The sequence below is a fragment of the Planosporangium flavigriseum genome, from assembly GCF_011947225.1.
In the GTDB taxonomy this organism is placed as follows: Bacteria; Actinomycetota; Actinomycetes; order Mycobacteriales; family Micromonosporaceae; genus Planosporangium; species Planosporangium flavigriseum.
Genome location: NZ_JAATVW010000001.1, coordinates 194,787 through 211,635 on the forward strand (window position 1 = coordinate 194,787; position 16,849 = coordinate 211,635).

11 protein-coding genes and 1 CRISPR repeat array (1 of these 12 running past the window's edge) are annotated in these 16,849 nt (G+C 70.0%); of the genes, 1 reads left to right on the top strand and 10 read right to left on the bottom strand.

Annotated features, from left to right (window positions below; all coding sequences use genetic code 11):
• A CRISPR array of direct repeats spans window positions 1-3,089; the repeat unit is 28 nt; unit sequence GGATCATCCCCGCGTGCGCGGGGAGCAC; it begins 3,471 nt to the left of the window's first position.
• Between the two features lie 63 nt (window positions 3,090-3,152).
• From cas2e to HC028_RS00860, 9 genes are read right to left on the bottom strand one after another with little or no spacing between them, the layout of a single operon-like run.
• Entirely contained in the window at window positions 3,153-3,509 is a 357-nt protein-coding gene (gene cas2e, locus HC028_RS00820; protein ID WP_168071769.1) for a type I-E CRISPR-associated endoribonuclease Cas2e, read from the bottom strand.
• Window positions 3,509-4,474 (bottom strand): type I-E CRISPR-associated endonuclease Cas1e, encoded by a 966-nt coding sequence (gene cas1e, locus HC028_RS00825; protein WP_168071770.1) that lies wholly within the window; start codon window positions 4,472-4,474, stop codon window positions 3,509-3,511. The genes cas2e and cas1e overlap by 1 nt, the downstream gene beginning before the upstream one ends.
• A 16-nt stretch (window positions 4,475-4,490) precedes the next feature.
• Entirely contained in the window at window positions 4,491-5,156 is a 666-nt protein-coding gene (gene cas6e / locus HC028_RS00830) for a type I-E CRISPR-associated protein Cas6/Cse3/CasE (protein ID WP_168071771.1), read from the bottom strand.
• A gap of 2 nt (window positions 5,157-5,158) precedes the next feature.
• Complete coding sequence (cas5e, locus tag HC028_RS00835) at window positions 5,159-5,860, bottom strand: type I-E CRISPR-associated protein Cas5/CasD (protein WP_168071772.1); 702 nt, start codon at window positions 5,858-5,860, stop codon at window positions 5,159-5,161.
• Between the two features lie 51 nt (window positions 5,861-5,911).
• The gene (gene cas7e / locus HC028_RS00840) at window positions 5,912-7,036 is read right to left on the bottom strand and encodes a type I-E CRISPR-associated protein Cas7/Cse4/CasC (RefSeq protein ID WP_168071773.1); all 1,125 of its coding nucleotides are present in this window, start codon (window positions 7,034-7,036) and stop codon (window positions 5,912-5,914) included.
• Window positions 7,033-7,707 carry a type I-E CRISPR-associated protein Cse2/CasB gene (gene casB, locus HC028_RS00845; protein ID WP_168071774.1) on the bottom strand — a complete coding sequence of 225 codons (675 nt, stop codon included), beginning with the start codon at window positions 7,705-7,707 and terminating at the stop codon, window positions 7,033-7,035. Before casB ends, cas7e begins: the two co-directional genes overlap by 4 nt.
• On the bottom strand, window positions 7,704-9,365 hold the full coding sequence (casA, locus tag HC028_RS00850) for a type I-E CRISPR-associated protein Cse1/CasA (protein WP_168071775.1): 1,662 nt from the start codon (window positions 9,363-9,365) through the stop codon (window positions 7,704-7,706). The genes casB and casA overlap by 4 nt, the downstream gene beginning before the upstream one ends.
• A 28-nt stretch (window positions 9,366-9,393) precedes the next feature.
• Window positions 9,394-12,237, bottom strand: coding sequence for a CRISPR-associated helicase Cas3' (cas3, locus tag HC028_RS00855; RefSeq protein WP_205860905.1), 2,844 nt, complete (start codon window positions 12,235-12,237; stop codon window positions 9,394-9,396).
• Window positions 12,234-14,279, bottom strand: a complete 2,046-nt coding sequence (locus HC028_RS00860; protein ID WP_203981357.1) for a UvrD-helicase domain-containing protein — start codon at window positions 14,277-14,279, stop codon at window positions 12,234-12,236. The genes cas3 and HC028_RS00860 overlap by 4 nt, the downstream gene beginning before the upstream one ends.
• A gap of 332 nt (window positions 14,280-14,611) precedes the next feature.
• Between HC028_RS00860 and HC028_RS00865 the strand changes: the two genes are divergently transcribed.
• Complete coding sequence (locus tag HC028_RS00865) at window positions 14,612-15,883, top strand: serine/threonine-protein kinase (RefSeq protein ID WP_239075517.1); 1,272 nt, start codon at window positions 14,612-14,614, stop codon at window positions 15,881-15,883.
• Here HC028_RS00865 and HC028_RS00870 read toward each other — a convergent pair.
• Window positions 15,875-16,564, bottom strand: a complete 690-nt coding sequence (locus tag HC028_RS00870; protein WP_239075518.1) for a hypothetical protein — start codon at window positions 16,562-16,564, stop codon at window positions 15,875-15,877. The genes HC028_RS00865 and HC028_RS00870 overlap by 9 nt on opposite strands.
• Between the last annotated feature and the right edge of the window lie 285 nt (window positions 16,565-16,849).

The window sequence follows — 16,849 nt, forward strand, 5'->3', positions numbered from 1 at the left end:
TACCCGTCGGGATCATCCCCGCGTGCGCGGGGAGCACTCGGCGAGCACGATCTCAGCCACAGTGATCTCCGGATCATCCCCGCGTGCGCGGGGAGCACATCGGCTCGCAGTCCGGTTGTGACGCCAACGCGGGATCATCCCCGCGTGCGCGGGGAGCACGAGCCCAGCTGCTGGCGGGCGTAGGCGATCGCGGGATCATCCCCGCGTGCGCGGGGAGCACTCGCCGCCGTTCTGGCGGCCGCGGCCGATTTCCGGGATCATCCCCGCGTGCGCGGGGAGCACCTGCTGTTGCCGACCACCGACCATTGCAGGGACGGATCATCCCCGCGTGCGCGGGGAGCACGCACCCTGCGGATGTTCCCGGCATTGGAGCATACGGATCATCCCCGCGTGCGCGGGGAGCACGGTACGGCGCCAGGCCGGTCTCCCCGTACCGTGGGATCATCCCCGCGTGCGCGGGGAGCACGAGCCTCGCGCTGCTCGGAAAGTCCGTCAAAGAGGATCATCCCCGCGTGCGCGGGGAGCACTGCGGCCTCGCCGACGAGAGCGCGGCGTTCGTCGGATCATCCCCGCGTGCGCGGGGAGCACCAGATCGAGCCGTCAGACACAGCGCCGGGGTCGGGATCATCCCCGCGTGCGCGGGGAGCACGGCGAGTATCCGGCCTGGTAGGCGGTCCACCACGGATCATCCCCGCGTGCGCGGGGAGCACTGCGCCGGGAAGCGGTACTCGATCACCGTGTCGGGATCATCCCCGCCTGCGCGGGGAGCACGGCGAGGTGGCCGGGAGCGTGGCGGCGAAATCGGGATCATCCCCGCGTGCGCGGGGAGCACATGTTGCCGACGCCGAGAGCGAGCCCGCGCACCGGATCATCCCCGCGTGCGCGGGGAGCACTGGACGCGTCGGACCATCGCGCGCAAGGTCGTAGGATCATCCCCGCGTGCGCGGGGAGCACTCCTGGTCACGGGTGACCGGCTGCGGCAGGCCGGGATCATCCCCGCGTGCGCGGGGAGCACACCGTGGCCGTGCCGCTCACTACCGGGTTCAGGGGATCATCCCCGCGTGCGCGGGGAGCACCTCAAGCAGATGGTCCGCGACGTCGAGTACTCGGGATCATCCCCGCGTGCGCGGGGAGCACTTCACTCCGGACGGTACCGACCAGGTACTGCAGGGATCATCCCCGCGTGCGCGGGGAGCACCCGGGGTCCTCGGCGTGCCGATCGCGCAGTTCCGGATCATCCCCGCGTGCGCGGGGAGCACCTGCCCCGGCGCAGACGGGCAGTCAGCCGGCCCGGATCATCCCCGCGTGCGCGGGGAGCACGCCTCCGATGTCCCCCCGATGGACACCCACAACGGATCATCCCCGCGTGCGCGGGGAGCACGGATCCGCGGCGATCCTGATCCACCGGTCCGTGGGATCATCCCCGCGTGCGCGGGGAGCACCCGACGCATCCCTCGATGCAGGTTCGCTGCCCGGGATCATCCCCGCGTGCGCGGGGAGCACGGAAGCCCGCACCGGTGGCGTACGTGAGCCTTCGGATCATCCCCGCGTGCGCGGGGAGCACGTACGCCAGGGGCCACAAGATCGCAGCGACGAGGGATCATCCCCGCGTGCGCGGGGAGCACGGTACCGCTGGCTTGGGACGCGACTGCATCCCCGGATCATCCCCGCGTGCGCGGGGAGCACGCAGGCCGACGAGTACGCAGTCGCGGTGTGGGGGGATCATCCCCGCGTGCGCGGGGAGCACGTCCTCCCACCGCTGCACCACGTCAGCGCCCGGGGATCATCCCCGCGTGCGCGGGGAGCACTCCCACCCGTACGCGTAGGCGAGCTGCGCCAGCGGATCATCCCCGCGTGCGCGGGGAGCACATCACCAAGAAGGGCAAGAAGATGAGCGTCTCGGGATCATCCCCGCGTGCGCGGGGAGCACAACTTCTGAACGTCGCAGGTCAGGGCCACAACCGGATCATCCCCGCGTGCGCGGGGAGCACCATGCGGCACCGGCCAGGGCGCGCACGGACTCGGGATCATCCCCGCGTGCGCGGGGAGCACCTGCTGCGGGTAGGTCACGATCTGACTCCTTGGGGATCATCCCCGCGTGCGCGGGGAGCACCCCATCTGCGCCTTGGTGAGCTGGATGGCGCAGGGATCATCCCCGCGTGCGCGGGGAGCACACACCATCGTGCCGCCGGACGGCTGGGTGTGAGGATCATCCCCGCGTGCGCGGGGAGCACCCCGGCATCGACGACCGCACCAGCCCGGCACCGGGATCATCCCCGCGTGCGCGGGGAGCACCAACCCCACCAGACGATCGAGCTGCTGGACATGGGATCATCCCCGCGTGCGCGGGGAGCACGCGTCGTTCGCGCCGGCCAGCTTGCAGTAGTTCGGATCATCCCCGCGTGCGCGGGGAGCACGAGCGACCCGTAAACGCCAGCGAGGCCCCGGCGGGATCATCCCCGCGTGCGCGGGGAGCACCGAGCTGCTCCGCGCGGTGGGCGACCTCATGCACGGATCATCCCCGCGTGCGCGGGGAGCACGTGGTGGCCGTCGAGGTGATACCGGCGGCCAGCGGATCATCCCCGCGTGCGCGGGGAGCACAGAACCGCAAGCTGCCCGCCACGGCGGCAGTGGGGATCATCCCCGCGTGCGCGGGGAGCACGAGCGGGTCTTCCAGGACGCCCTCAAGCCCGAGGGATCATCCCCGCGTGCGCGGGGAGCACCATGATCTGGGTGGCCAACTGCTCGGCGGCCTGGGATCATCCCCGCGTGCGCGGGGAGCACCGATACGCCGGAGGTCCCGTGACGCAGCCCGATGGATCATCCCCGCGTGCGCGGGGAGCACGACCAGTTTGGATCCGCCGGCGGGCTGGCGTTGGGATCATCCCCGCGTGCGCGGGGAGCACAGCCACTCGATGGCCTGCCCGTCGAGCAGGGCGGGATCATCCCCGCGTGCGCGGGGAGCACCGCGTGGCAACGGCACGCGTACGTCGAAGCATGGGATCATCCCCGCGTGCGCGGGGAGCACGTGATCGATCATCGCGCAGTCGGTCGAGCTGAGGGATCATCCCCGCGTGCGCGGGGAGCACACTTGTTCACCTGCGGTTCTGAAGATCCAGATCTCGGATTTCGTTCACTTCACGCAACGCAGGCTACGCCGACCGTCCGCGGTGCCCGAACCGGCGACGTCTAGCCGCCTTACTCCAGCCCGCTGGCATCGCCGGATTGGCCGACGGCTCGCTGGGGCGGCGCATCAAGGTCACACCATCCACGTCAACTGGAATCCAGTGATGGTCATGGGCCATGAAAGAAAGTCGCTGCTCGCCGCGTACCTCAAAGAGCATCAAGGCACGACCGGGACCGGCCATTTCAACCACCCGAGCCCACAATCGGCTGCGCACACGCACGCTGACGTGCCCGACGTACACGCCCGCGGAGATCTCCAGCAACCATTGGGTGAGGTGCCCACGTAGGCCGGGCGGGCACGCGGTGAGGATGATGACGGTCATCAGAAGTCGACGTCGCCGATGTCGGCGTAGTTGCGACCGGCAGCGACCTCGAAGCCGTTATCGTCCCAGAGGCCAAGCGAATCGCGATCCTCGAAGTCACTGTCATCGATCATGCCACTGGGCTGTGGCTGGAGCAGCAGTGTACGGATATCGCGTACGCAACGCGCCAGGATCGCCCCGTCGTGCACGCGGTCACGTACTGTGCGGCGGGTGTCGGCGCCGATGTCGGTGGAGCCGCTGGCCGCCACGTCGAAGGCAACGGGGATGGTGATCTCCGCCTTGTACAGATCAGCGATGTCGTACACGAAGGCGCGCTCGTGTCCGGTGTGAACGAAACCAAGGCCGGGAGCCGCCCCAAGCGCGACGATAACGGCGTGCACGATGCCGTACAGGCAGGCATGCGCGGCCGAGAGCGCTTGGTTGATGGCGTCGCCACCGGTGAAGTCCATCCGGTCATAGTCGCGGTGGCTCCAGGCGACACCGGTCCGTGCGGCGTGTTCCCGGTACGTCCGGCGGACGCGGGCACCTTCCTTGCCGCGCAGCTGCTGCATGGTGAGGTTGGCGGTGTCCTCGCCGGGGAAGCGGATCGCGTACATGGCGCGGGCGACGGCGAACCGGCGGTCGCGGTGGCTGACCTTGGCGGCCTGCGCTATGAGCAACCGGCTGGAGGCGGCAAGCGACCGGCCGTGGGCGTAGTAGCGCACGCCCCGCTCCCCTACCCAGACGGCGGTGGCACCGTGGTCGGCGAGCAGGGCGATGGCTTGGTGGGTGATGCTGGTGCCGGGCCCAAGCAGTAGCACACCGACCGAAGCGGCCGGGATGTGCAGCACGCCCTGATCGTCGGTGGCGGTGATGGCGTTGCTGTCCCGATGGATGACACTGCGTTCGAGGTAGAGAAAGCTGATGCGGTCCTCGGCGCGGGCGAGATCGGCGAGCTCCGCTGGCGGTACTCCAGGGATCTTCATCAGTCGTCCCCTGGGTTCAGCCAACGGGGGCGAGCATGAGTAGGCCGCAGCCGTAGGCCTTGGCGTGCCCGATCCCGCTGGTCAGCGCTCGGCGGAAGGTATCCGAGTCGGTGACCTGAAGGATGCCGTCGTACGTGACGGTGGCGATGGTAACTGCAGCCATGCCCCGCTTGAAGGTCTGCGTCTGGCGGCGGTGCAGGCGCAGGTTGGGCTCGCCGTCCTGCTGCGTCGCCAGGGCAAAGCCGTGCCGGGGTGCGCGGTCGGCAAGCCACTTCACCTGCTCCTCTTCGCGCAGGTAAGCGAAGCGCTGGGTGTCCTTGGCCTCGGCGGTCTTGCGTCCGCTGTGGATCGGGTTGGCGGTGAGCCGAAACGCCCACTGTTGACCGGGGCGCAGTGAGCTGAGCAGCGTGTCGTAGTCACGGGTCACCCAGGTCTGGGTGGTGGGCCAGCCGGCCTGCTCGACCAGGTGGGTGAGGTCGGGCCGGCCGGGGCTGACGATGTACAGGTGGACGGTCGCGGTCGCCGCGGTGTCGAGCCGCCACAGCGTACGGGTTCCGGCCCGCTCATGGTCCTCAGGCGCGGCGAAGGCGGCGCGGACCGCGGCGTGCATGGCCTGCGGCGAGGAGAGTAGCTTCCGCGCACCCCGGCGCGCCGGATTGATCTGGAACCGGGTGAGGAACATGCTCAGCCTCCCAGCAGGCTCAACGGGTCGTGCTCGGCGATGCCGGCCCGTTCGGCGAGGTCGTTGGTGACGTCCACGTGCCGGCGCAGCACCGACCGCCAGGTGTGCTGCCGGTGCGTGGGGTCGAAGCTGACCGGTTCATCAGGCATGGTCTCGGTGACCGGCTCGCCCGGCCGGGCGTCCCGGATGATCTCCAGCCGGACCGTACGGGCCGCTCGGCGGCGGTACCACTCGGCGGCGAGCCACGGCCATGAGCTCAGCGCGTCGTCGAGGCTATCGTCGTGTACTCCGAGGCTGATCGGGCCGACGGGCGGGCACGAGCGCCGCCCGAGATAAAGCGGGAATTGCGGCCTGTTCAGTGCCTCTGCCAAGCCCAGGAGGAGTTCCCGCTCGCCGCTGACGGCGGCGAGGAAGGCTGCGTCGGACAGGTAGAAGCGGTAGGTCAGCGGGGCGCTTTCCCGCCCGTCGAGGGAGCGCGCCGTCTGGAAGTCGCGCAGGATCTGCCCGGGCTGGTCGATCCGTACTCCGAACTCGAGGCCGAGGAGTTCGGTGAGCGGTTCGCTACGACGGATGCCCTTGGCCGCGGCGAGCAGGCCGATTACGCCGCTCTTGGTTGGCGCGACCTCGGTTCCTCGACGGGCGAAGCGGCTGGACGATCCCCACGACTGCAGAGGGCCGGCCAGCTTCAACAACAACACGCTCATGTCAGCATCCCGCTCCGCTCGCTTCCGGCGTTCGGCTGCCCACATACCCGCTCATGCCGGCTGCCCGAGCGCCACAGCGACCTGCTCGCCCACGCCGTTGACCAGCTCGTCGAAGGTGACCAGCTTGCCGAGGTCGGCCAGGGCCACGGTCTGCTCGCCGACCTGGGTGACCCAGGCACCGACCGGCCGCTCGCCGTACGCGTTCTCGACGGCCACGGTGTGCTTGGCCAGGGCGGCGGCTGCCAGTTCGACCCGGCCGGCGGCGTGCGTCTCGCGGATGGGCGTCTCGAACGCGCCGACCAGGTTGATCGGCTGGGTGTCCCGCACCCGCACCATCACCGCGTCGGGCAGGGTGCGGTGGGCGAACGTGTTCTGCTTCCCGGTCGGCATACTGCGCACGAACGCGACGAGGAACGCCTCGACGGCGGCGCGGGTGGCGGCCGCGTCGCCGAGCGTACGATGCAGCGCGTCCACGTCGACCGTTGCGTACCGGTACAGGGTGGAGGAGTTGAACTCGACGGTGCCGATCATGCCGGCGCCCGTCTCCGCGGCGTCAGCCTTGCGGTCGTCCACGGCGGTGAAGTAGTCGAACTCGTTGTCTACGGCGTGCACGCTGATCGCGTGCGACACCTGGCACGCGGCGTCGACGTTGATGTCGGTCATGTCGGCCACCATCCGGCCGAACATGGCGATGTCCACCGAGTGCTCGGTGTTCGCCAGTGCCTTGAACCGGGCCTTGTCCAGGCTGCTACCCGCACGCGAGGCGTCCAGCGCGGCGGCCGCGATGCTGTCCAGCTGCCGGTGACTCAGAAACAGCAGGTAGCCGGACTCGACGTCCTTCGCCTCACCTTTCTTCTTGTCTGCCTTGGCCAGCCCGGACGCAGCGAACGCCTCGGCGGCGAGCGCCGACGCGGCCTCGTCGGACAGGCTCGGGTCGAGCGCCTTGATCCGCGCAGCGAGCGCCTCACCCACCCGCTTGGTCCGCACACCGAGCTGGGACCTGTCGAGCACGTCGGCGAAGGCCAGCCGAACCGCTCGCTTCCAGGCCTGGCTGGATACGCGAGCGCGGCGGGCGCCGCCGTAGAGCGCGGTCTTCGGCGAGCCGGTGTCGTCGCGGTTGAGGTTGCTCGGCGGCACGGTCTGCAGCGCGTAGACGTCGATGATGGTGCGGCTCATGATGCGTTCTCCTCCTGCGTGTCGGTGACGAGGGCGTCGGTGTCGGTACTGGGCCGGCTGCGGAAGAACTCCCGTCCCCAGGTGGCCTGCATCTGGGCGCGACCGCCGGGCCAGCGCAAGGTCCGCAGATCGTCGGCGAGCAGCCCGTAGTCGAGCGGGATCTGGTGCTCGCGCAGCATGGTGATCAGGCTGCGCAGGTGGTAGATGCTCTCGTGGTAGGTGCTGGCCGTGCCGAGCGCGGCGAAGCGGCGACGCACGCCGTCCGGACCGCTGGACGCGCGTACCAGACCAGCCATGGCCCAGCCGAGTCCTCGCCCGTCCACGTGCATCCGCTCCCGGCGGGACTGCTGGTGCAGCGCGTACAGGGTCACCGCGTCGTGCACCGCGTACTCGGTGTCGGTGGCCTGGGTGTCGTCGGCCGGCCGGTAGCCCAGAAGGTGCTCCGGGACCTGCAGGTAGCGTTCCAGCGTGTAGTCGAAGCCGGGGTCGCGGCCGATGCCACGGCGCAGTCGGGCAAGCGCGCTGACCGCTTCCGGGTCCGGCACGTCGCGCAGCAGTCGCTGCTGCAGGCCGCTGACGGTCCGGGCGACATGGTCGCCCAACTCGCCACGACGCCGTCCCCGCGGCGTACGTGCCGCGGATTCCGACTGGCTGATCTCGACCGTGGTCATGCTGGTACCTCCTGCGTCTTAGCTACGGGGTCGGCGGCCATCGGTAGCGCCTTGGCGAGGCCGGCCCGGAACCAAACCTCGGCCTGCGAGCTGGAGTAGTGCACTTCCCGTCCGTTGCGGTCGACGCCGAGTCGGCCCACCCAGGCGGCCGGGCCGGCCTCGGCGACTAAGTCATTGCCGAGCCGCACCACCGCTCGCCACACCAGGCGCTGCCACCAAGCGCGCTCAGCCGCCGGGTCGCTGGTCGGACCGAGGCGGGCCAGCCAGTCACGGAAGGCGCGATCCAGCCGGGCGTAGCCGCGTTCGGCCGCACGGTCGGCCTCGCCGCTGTCGCCGTCGCGGCTGCCGGCGGCGCGTGCCAGGTTCGTGGCGAGCCGGCGCAGGACCCCGACCGCGCCCTCCGCATCGGCGGCCGCGTCGACGGCCGTGGTGCGCAGCGGCGACTGGTCGACCAGCAGCAGGACGTTCATGGTCAGCGCGTCGCCGAACACTTCGTCGATGACCGCCTGCTGAGTGCCGTAGGTAACGCTGGTGGCGCGCGGCCGGACCTGGAAGTCCGGCTCGACCACGCCGGTGACGGTCAGCCGGGCCAGCCATTGCAGCACCATCGGCGACAACCGTTGGGGCGGCTCGCTGCCGGATGGCGGTGCCAGTGGCAGCAGGGTCTGCAGGCCGCGCCACAGTGCCCGGGTGTGGTCGTGCGGTCGGGGCAGATAGATCGGGCTCCTCTTCTGTTCGCGTTCGCGCGGCGCGCTGCGCCCCCAGACACTCATCGGCTCCAACAGGTGCCGGTCCTGCCACTCGAGTTTGTCGCCATTGGAGATCATGGCGCCGGTGATGCCGCTGGTATCACCGAACAGGCGGATCCGCCGCGACTGCCAGGTGTAGAGACTGAGCAGGCCGTACGGGCCCCGCGTCTCGTCGGGCTCCTCGGTGGCCGTCTGCGGCTCCCGCTCCCATACCGGCAGGTCCCGCTCGTCGGCGCGCTGCCAGCCTGGCGCGATCGGCACCAGGTTGAGCAGGAGGCTCTCCAGCAGACTGGCACCCTCCAGGTGGACGCCGCCCAACGCGCCAAGTGAGCCGACACCGATCGGATAACCTCGCCCGCCCTTGACCCGCGGGTCGCCGACCGCCCCGGTCTTGATGCCTGAAGGGTCGTACGCCTGGCAGTGCACCAGCCAGCGGGCCGCCTCGGCAGGCGAGATCGACTCCATCCCCCGCCCGGCGCGGGTGGTCAGGAAAGGCATGCCGTTGGGCACATCGGCGATCAGCCGCTCGAGCCCGAACGAGTTGTCCTTGCCGGCGCGCAGATCGGCGACCTGATAGAACGGGTGTCTCGGGTGGAGCAGGTCGAACCGGTCACGGAACGCGGCGAGGTAGTCGGTGACCTCCGGCAGCGGCAGCTGCCGGGCTCGCCAGAGCGCCTGCCAGGCGGCCTCCCCCGGTGGCCCGTCGGTGGCCCGGTGCAGGATCGCCAGCGCCAGCCGCAGGATCGCGAACGTCTGCGTGGGCAGTTCGCAGGCGATCATGCGCAGGTCGTCGGCCTGTTCGAACAGTCCTAGCAGGGAGACCTCGCGCCGCTGGCCTGCGGCGTCCAGCACCGGGATCCACGCCTCATCCACCAGCGAGAATTCCGGCGGGCGCGGTGAGCCGGTCATCGGCACCACCTCCTTTGCGATTGAGGACTCAGGCGGCCGCGCGGGTGACGCGTAGCCCATCGTCCTGGTCGTAGTGCAGGTCGAAACCGGCCACCGTGGCACGCCCGTCGTCGTCGAGGTCGAGCACGAGTTCGCCGGTGAGCCAGTGGCTGTCCTGCCAGGCGCTGACATCGGTGCGCCGCTCCAACTCGGCGATGACATCGTCGATCACGTCGGAGGCGGTCATCATCCGCGGCAGCGGCAGGGTGCAGCGGGCGATCTGCCGGGGCAGCGGCCAGCGTGGGACGCTGCCGGTCGGTACGGCTACCCCACCCCCGTCGATCCATGGGGGTAGAACCAGGCCATCCGGCGTCCGTACCAGCAAGAGGACCTCGAGCGATTCGGCGTCGGTGTCGCGGACGTGGCCCAGCGCGGCACGGTCGTCGGCGTTGCCGACGCCGCCGGACAGCCAGCCGATCAGCGGCACGCCGGGTTCGGCCACGCCGGCCAGCCGGAAGCCGTCGGCCTTCAGTTCCTTGGCGGCGAACTCGTCGCGCTGCCGCGCCTCCCCCTCGGCCATCGCCGGCTGCCACGACGTGGGGCCGACCGCTGCACTGCCGTAGGCGGACTGAGTGAGCGGCGCGATGTCGGCAGGCAGCCGCAGTGGTGTGCCGGTCAGGTGCGGCAGCAGCACGGCGGCGCTGCGCAGCAGCATGGACGGCTGGTAGACGCGTCGGGAGCCGGAGACCGGGTGCGGGGGCTCCTCGGTCCAGTCAGCTCCGGTGATCCAGCAGGTCGGCGTCGCGAGCCGGGTCGGGCGGTCGCTGCGAAGGTGCCGGTGCAGCCGGCCGATGCGCTGCAGTACCAGGTCGACGGGGGCGAGGTCGGTGACGAGCAGATCGAAGTCGATGTCGAGGGACTGCTCGGCGACCTGGCTTGCCACCACGACGTGCCGGTGTGGACGGTTGGCGCTGCCGGGAGGCCCGAATGTCTCCCGGAGCCAGGTGTCCTTCGCGGCTCGGTCGACCGCCATGAACCGGGAGTGCGCCACCGACACCGGAATGTCCGGCCCGAGCGCTGCCCGCAGCGTGGCCGCCGTCTCCTGCACCCGCGCCACGGTGTTGCGGACCACCAGCGCGCAGCCACCGTCGGCCAACTGGTCGCGTAACAGCTCCACCAACGCCGGCAGTTCGTCGTCCAGGCGCCGCAACCGCACCTCGACGCCACGGCCGGAGTCGGCGCAGCTGATCGCGGTGGCGCTGCGTTCGGCGCCGGACACGGTGACCAGTGGGTACCGCAGGTCACTCCGGAGTGAGGCGTACGGGTCGACCGTCGGTTTGCCCCGGTCACGCCAGGTGCGCGGGGGTGGAGGACCGAGGCGGCCGTTGTCGTACGCGTCCATCAGTTCGGCCCGGCGGTACGCGGGTAGCGTAGCCGAGAGCAGGACCACCGGCACCCCGTAGGCGCCGAGCCACTCCAGCGCCCGGTCCAGGAACCGTCCCATGTAGACGTCGTAGGCGTGTGCCTCGTCGATGACGACGACCTTGCCTGCGAGCCCGAGGTGGCGCAGCACCAGGTGCTTTCCGCGCAGCGCCGCGAACAACAGCTGGTCGATGGTGCCCACGACGAAGCTCGACAATAGCGTCCGCTTCGGCCCGGCCAGCCACGCGTGTACGCCGATGTCGGCGCCGCCCGCGTCCTCGGCGATGCCACTCGGCAGCGACGTGGCCCGCAGCCGGTCGTACTCGGGGTTGAGCGCCGCCTTGCCGTGCGCCAGCCGCACGTCGCGGTCGCCCCGGCCGACCTGCGCGTCGGGTAGCCGGCGCAGCCAGGGCAGCATCCGGCCGAACATGGCGTCGCTGGTGGCCCGGGTGGGCAGCGCGAGATAGCAGCCGGACGCTGCGGTACGGCGGGCGAGGATCTCCACAGCCGCCAGGGCCGCCTCGGTCTTGCCTTCCCCCATCGCCGCTTCGACGATCATCATCCCAGGCGCGAGCATGGTGGCGGCAAGCTCCGCGACGGCACGCTGCACCGGGCGTGGCGCCGCGCCGGCGGGGAGCTCGAATCGCGCCGCGAACAGCTCGTCCACGCTTTCCGGCGGCCCGGCCGGCAGCCAGGGTACGGGCAGGTCGACCAACTCCCAGCCGACGCTGAGCCGATCGGCGTCCGTACTATCCAGCGTGTACGGGAAGAACTCCTCGTTGCTAGCGATCCAGTCGGCCATGATCACCAGGCCGGTGAGAGCCGCCTGCGCCGGTTGCGACAGCGGCGCACCGCTCCACGCGGCGAGCCGGTCACCGGCACCGGATCGCTCGGTCATCCAGGTCAACAGTTCCAGCTGGACCTGCTGCCACGCCTCGTCGCCAAGCAGGTAGGGGCGGATCTGCACATCCCGGAGGCTCTCGTCGGTCGGTGGAGCGCCGTGGTGCCCGCCGACGACCACTGCGTACGGGTGCGGATCAACCCAGCCCTGTTCCTGCAGCCACTGAGCGAGGATGACGTGGCCGGCGGTAGCGTGCGGGGCATAGCGCCGGTCGGCCCGAATCAGCTCGCGGTCGAATGCCAGCCCGTGGTCACGCATCCGCTCCGCCAGCACGTACGCCTGGATCGCGAAGGCAGGGGTGGCCTTGCCGATGTCGTGCACTCCGGCCAGCCAGATCGCCAGCGTACGGCCGTCGGCGTCACCACCGGGCAGCTCGTCGGCGATACGCCGGCGCACCGCCGGGCTCAGCCAGTGGTCCCACAGCCGCCCGGCCACATCGACGGAGTCGGCCAGGTGCCGCCACAGCGGCAGCCAGCCCACCGGCGACGTGCCCTTGCGGTCGGTCTTGCCCCAGACCGACCGCGCCGCGTCGCCCAGCGTCGGCCCGTCGGCCACGAGGCGGGTACTCATGGCGACGCCGGCAACAGGGTGCTGGGCGTGCCGCTGTGCGACAGGTAGAGCACGTCGCGGGCACGGGTGAGGGCGACGAACAGCAGGCAGCGCTCGCGCTGCAGATCCTGCCGGTGGGCGTGCGGGTCCTCGGCCGCCGACGTCACCGCGTTGGGCGCGGGCAGTACGCCAGCGTCCAGCCCGACGACCGCGAGGCACTGAAATTCCAGCCCCTTCATGCGATGCATGGTGGCGACCCGTACCCCGTCGATACCGCGCCGGTCGTCGGCGACGGGGATGTAGGCGTCGGTTAACGCCGCCGTGACAGCCATTACCAGCTGCCCGGTGCGAGCGGCGACACCGATCGCGTGCGGCTCGACGCCCTGTTCCAGCCAGGTGCCCACACGCTCGATCAGGGCCTCAAACTCGTTGTCTCTGCTGGTGTGCGCGGCCACCACCGGGGCGCCGCCGCGAGTAACCGAACGGTAGCCGCGCAGCGTGTCGGCCTCGTCGTCCAGCCCGACGGCGGCATCACCGGCCAGCACCTTCACCGACAGGTCCAGGATCTCGTGGGTGGTGCGGTAGTTGACGGTGAGCCGGCGGGTCCGGCCCCGCACATGAATGCCGAGCTGGGCCAGCGACACGTGGCTGTCGTAGATGCGCTGGTACGGGTCGGCCAGCAGGAACATGTCATTCGGCCCGGGTGCGACAAGCGCGCGCAGCAGCCGCCACTGCGCCGGGTGCAGGTCCTGTCCCTCGTCCACGATCACATGTTGGTACGGGGCGGGAGAGCGTCGCGCGATCTCGGCTGCCTCGTCGGCGAGCTGGGTGTGGGTGCGCCGGCGCTGCTTGGCCAGCTGGTTGACGACCCCCTCGATCGCGACCCACACCTGTTCGCGCTGGGCCCCGCGGAGCCCTTCGCCGCGGCCCTTGCGCGGGGCGTCCCGGTACGCCTCGACGCTGGTCAGCTGCTGCGCCAGCACCACCTGCTCCCACTCCCGCTGGAGGAAGGCACCGCTGAGCGTGGTGACCTGGCCGGCCCGGTTCAGGTATGTCGGCCCGGTCTTCGCGGCCGCCTCCCACAGCCGGTCCATGATGTCGTCGTCGGCAATGGTGACCTTCCGGCCGCCACGCGTGACAATCTCGTACGCCAGCTTGTCGACGCTGATCACGTCGATGCGCGACCTCACCTTCGGGTCGCCGGTGAGCCGGTACAGCTGCTTGCTGAGCGCATCGGCGAGTGCACGGGTGTAGGTCGTGAGCAGTACCTTTGAGCCGTCGTCCGGCAGCCGCCCGGCGAGGAACACCGCCCGGTGCAGGCCGGTGACCGTCTTGCCGGTCCCGGCGCTGCCGGTGACCAGCGCGGGACCGTTGTAGACCGCCCGGTAGGCGACGTCGCGCTGGGTCGGGTGCAGGAAGGTGCGCCAGAGGTCGAACGGGTGGGCGAGGATGGCGGCCAGCTCCACCGGGCCCGAGACGAACGCGATCCGCTCCGGCGTGCGGCGCGCCGCCGCCAGCAAGTCGTCGGTGTCCACACCGGACACGATCCGCTCGGCCAGCTCCTGCCAGACCTCCTCTACGGTCAACCCGCTGGCCAGCCCGCGCAGGACATCGAGTTGAACCTCAGGCAACCGGCCGCCCAGGCTCTCCAACTGCTCGTCGGTGCTGATCAGCCGCAGTAGCGGCACCAGGTCCCTGTCCACGCCGAGCCGCACCAGGTCGGCGGTGGAGGACTTGTCGAACAGCCCAGTGGTGGCCGGTGCTGCCTGCGTGACGCGTGCGAACTCCTCGATACCGACCTGGTCACGTACCTCCAGCACGCCGAGGGCCTGGTTGACAGTGAACCGCCGGCTCACCGCGAAGGCGATGGCGTCATCGTGCGGCAGAACGTTGAGCAGGGCGTATCGCTGCTCGCCGAGGGCAAGCACAACCCCTCGATGGAACTGGTCAATGCGGATGGTGCGGATGTGCGGATCGCGGGCGCTGGCCAGCTTCTCCAGGTGCAGGCCCGCATGGGTGTGCTCGGCGAACTTGCCGATCGCGGCGTCGACAGCACGCTGCACTGGGCGCTGCAACCTGGCATAGGCAGGAAGAAAACCACGATCGATGGCCAGCTCGGCCACATCATCCCCTTCCCCATCGTCAGCACCCTGGCCCGACCGAGGACGCGAAGAGTGCACCATAGCGAGCCCCGCCATGAGTGAAACAGCTCTAATCGCGCAAGCATCGAAGGCCACTCGGCCGAGGCCCACTCCCTCGTATCGATGAGCATTCCAACATATTGTGAACGCTGTTTGCAAGGAAATTTTCGAACGCTCCATTCACCAACGCGGGACCCAGTGGCTCGACTGTCCGGAAAGGCCCGTGCCGCCCGGCGTCCGACTAGGCTGGCCTCGTGTTGGCGGACGCGCTCCTCAAAGGCCGGTACGCGATAGGCCGGCTACCTTTGGCGCACAACGGGATGGGCGAGGTCTGGACAGCGCAGGACAAGCACCTCGACCGCGCCGTCATCGTCAAATTCGTCAACGGCTCCATGGTGGACGCGGAGCTGATGCGACGGTTTCGGCGCGAGGCACTGCTGACCGCCCGACTGGATCACCCCGGCGTACCGGCGGTCTACGATCTCGACGAGCACGACGGCCGCCCCTACCTCGTCCTCCAGAAGGTCGACGGGATCAACCTGGCAGATCTGATCGCAGAGCAAGGCCCACTGTCGATCGCCTGGGTGGCCGCCATCGGTGCACAGATCAGCAGCGTGCTGGTCGCCGCCCGGCGGATCGGCCTGGTGCACCGCGACATCAAGCCGAGCAACGTCATGCTGGACGCGAGTGGCGCGGTGAAGGTGTTGGATTTCGGGCTGGCCGTCATTCGCGACGACGACCGCTACTCGCGGATCACCCAGACCGGACAGAGCCTCGGCACTATCGGCTACATGGCGCCGGAGCAGATCCTCGGCGAACCCACCGATCACCGCACCGACCTCTACGGGCTGGGCGGCACGCTGTTCGACCTACTCACCGGCCATCCACCATTCGACGGTGACACCACCGCGACCACGTTGCACCACCAACTGGCCGATCCCCCGCCGCGCCCCGCCCTGCTGCGTCCGGAGATCCCGAGCGCGCTCGACCAACTGGTCCACGCACTGCTGGCGATCCGCCCGGAGAACCGGCCTGCCAGCGCCACTGAGGTGTATGCGACGCTCGCCCCGCTCGCCCAGGACCTGCCACCGATCCCCGGGGTGGTCGACGAGGGCGGCGACACGGTGCGGGCGTACGCCGCGATAGTCGGACAGGCGCCGCGGCCGTCCAACGACAACGCGGCGCCGGATCCCCCACCTCGGCGGCCGGACCTCGACGTGGACCAGGCTTCGGAGCAGGCGGAGCAGCTGGTTGCCGACGGCAAGTTCCGTGCCGCCGCTCGACTATGGCGGCGCCTCGCGGAGCATCACGCGCGACAGCACGGCGACACCCATCCGCTGGTGTTCGACTGCCGGCTGCGCGCTGCTCGCGCCCACCTGCCGCTCGGCGAACACGACCGGGCGCTGCGCCAACTCAACCAGCTGCTGCACGACCGGATCCGGGCGGACGGGCCGGAGCACCCAGCAGTGCTGGAACTGCGCCAGGAGATCGCGCGACTGAGCGAGAAAGGTGCCTCATCACACTGAGCCACCCTCGATGCACACCGAACGCGGGTCAGTGAACGACCGCGGCAACAGCACGGCCTTCTGCTCCGGAAACCGGCTGCCCCCGTAGTGGAAGGTCTGCACGCAGTTCTGCCCGCGCGTCTCCGTAGTCAGGGCTCGGCGCGCCTGCGGCGAGTACATCATGCTGTGTTTCAACCAGGCCGCCTCCTCGCCATGCGGATCGAAGCCACGACCGCTGGCCGCGTGCCCGAACACATCGTGAACCGCGCGGAACATGTCGTTCTCGCCGTCGCTGAGGTATGGATGCGGATTGCCGGTCGCTGCGCTGGCCCACACTTTCAACCGGCGTTGCCGCACATCATCGACCATCGACTCCACGTCGGGGTACGGATCCTCGTCGACGACCCGCACCGCCACGCCGAGCCCGCCGAACTCGACCCGGCCCACCAGAAAGTGGTACTGCCGCACCGTCTCGCGGCAGAACGCGGCGTACGCGGGAAAGGCCCGCTCGTCCCTGGCCGGTGCGGCCATGTAAGCGTCTGCGATGGCGACGCCTAGCACCGGGCCGAGGCGCACCCGTGCATACGCTGCTGGCGCGAGGGCGTCACGGACACGAAAGCCGTACCGCCGCGTGCCTGCGAGCAGATACGCAATCGGCGGAAAGGGTGCGGCCGAGGTGGACGGCAACGCAGGTGCGAACAACGGTATTCATGGTCCTCCTTCGATCGTCGCTATGGGACGGATGCGGTCAGCGGGCCAATGATCCCGGCCGCATGTCGGGCGCAGCCGGTATCACAGTCGACACGGCACACTGCTCGCGGCGCAGTAGCTCACCCAGAACGCGAATCTCCGAGACTCGGCGGTCGTGACAGACCTTGGCGATCTTCCCGATGGTCGTACTGTGCCCGCGGCGTGGCATGGGCCCCCTCAAGCTTCCTTGTGAACCGGGTTTACGTGAAGACTAAGGCTTGTGTATCGAGTTCACAA

Excerpts from the sequence above, each read along its gene's own strand:
- cas2e (WP_168071769.1), bottom strand. The coding sequence starts at position 3,509 with ATGACCGTCATCATCCTCACCGCGTGCCCGCCCGGCCTACGTGGGCAC.
- casA (WP_168071775.1), bottom strand. The coding sequence starts at position 9,365 with ATGACCGGCTCACCGCGCCCGCCGGAATTCTCGCTGGTGGATGAGGCG.
- cas1e (WP_168071770.1), bottom strand. The coding sequence starts at position 4,474 with ATGAAGATCCCTGGAGTACCGCCAGCGGAGCTCGCCGATCTCGCCCGC.
- cas6e (WP_168071771.1), bottom strand. The coding sequence starts at position 5,156 with ATGTTCCTCACCCGGTTCCAGATCAATCCGGCGCGCCGGGGTGCGCGG.
- cas5e (WP_168071772.1), bottom strand. The coding sequence starts at position 5,860 with ATGAGCGTGTTGTTGTTGAAGCTGGCCGGCCCTCTGCAGTCGTGGGGA.
- cas3 (WP_205860905.1), bottom strand. The coding sequence starts at position 12,237 with ATGAGTACCCGCCTCGTGGCCGACGGGCCGACGCTGGGCGACGCGGCG.
- cas7e (WP_168071773.1), bottom strand. The coding sequence starts at position 7,036 with ATGAGCCGCACCATCATCGACGTCTACGCGCTGCAGACCGTGCCGCCG.
- casB (WP_168071774.1), bottom strand. The coding sequence starts at position 7,707 with ATGACCACGGTCGAGATCAGCCAGTCGGAATCCGCGGCACGTACGCCG.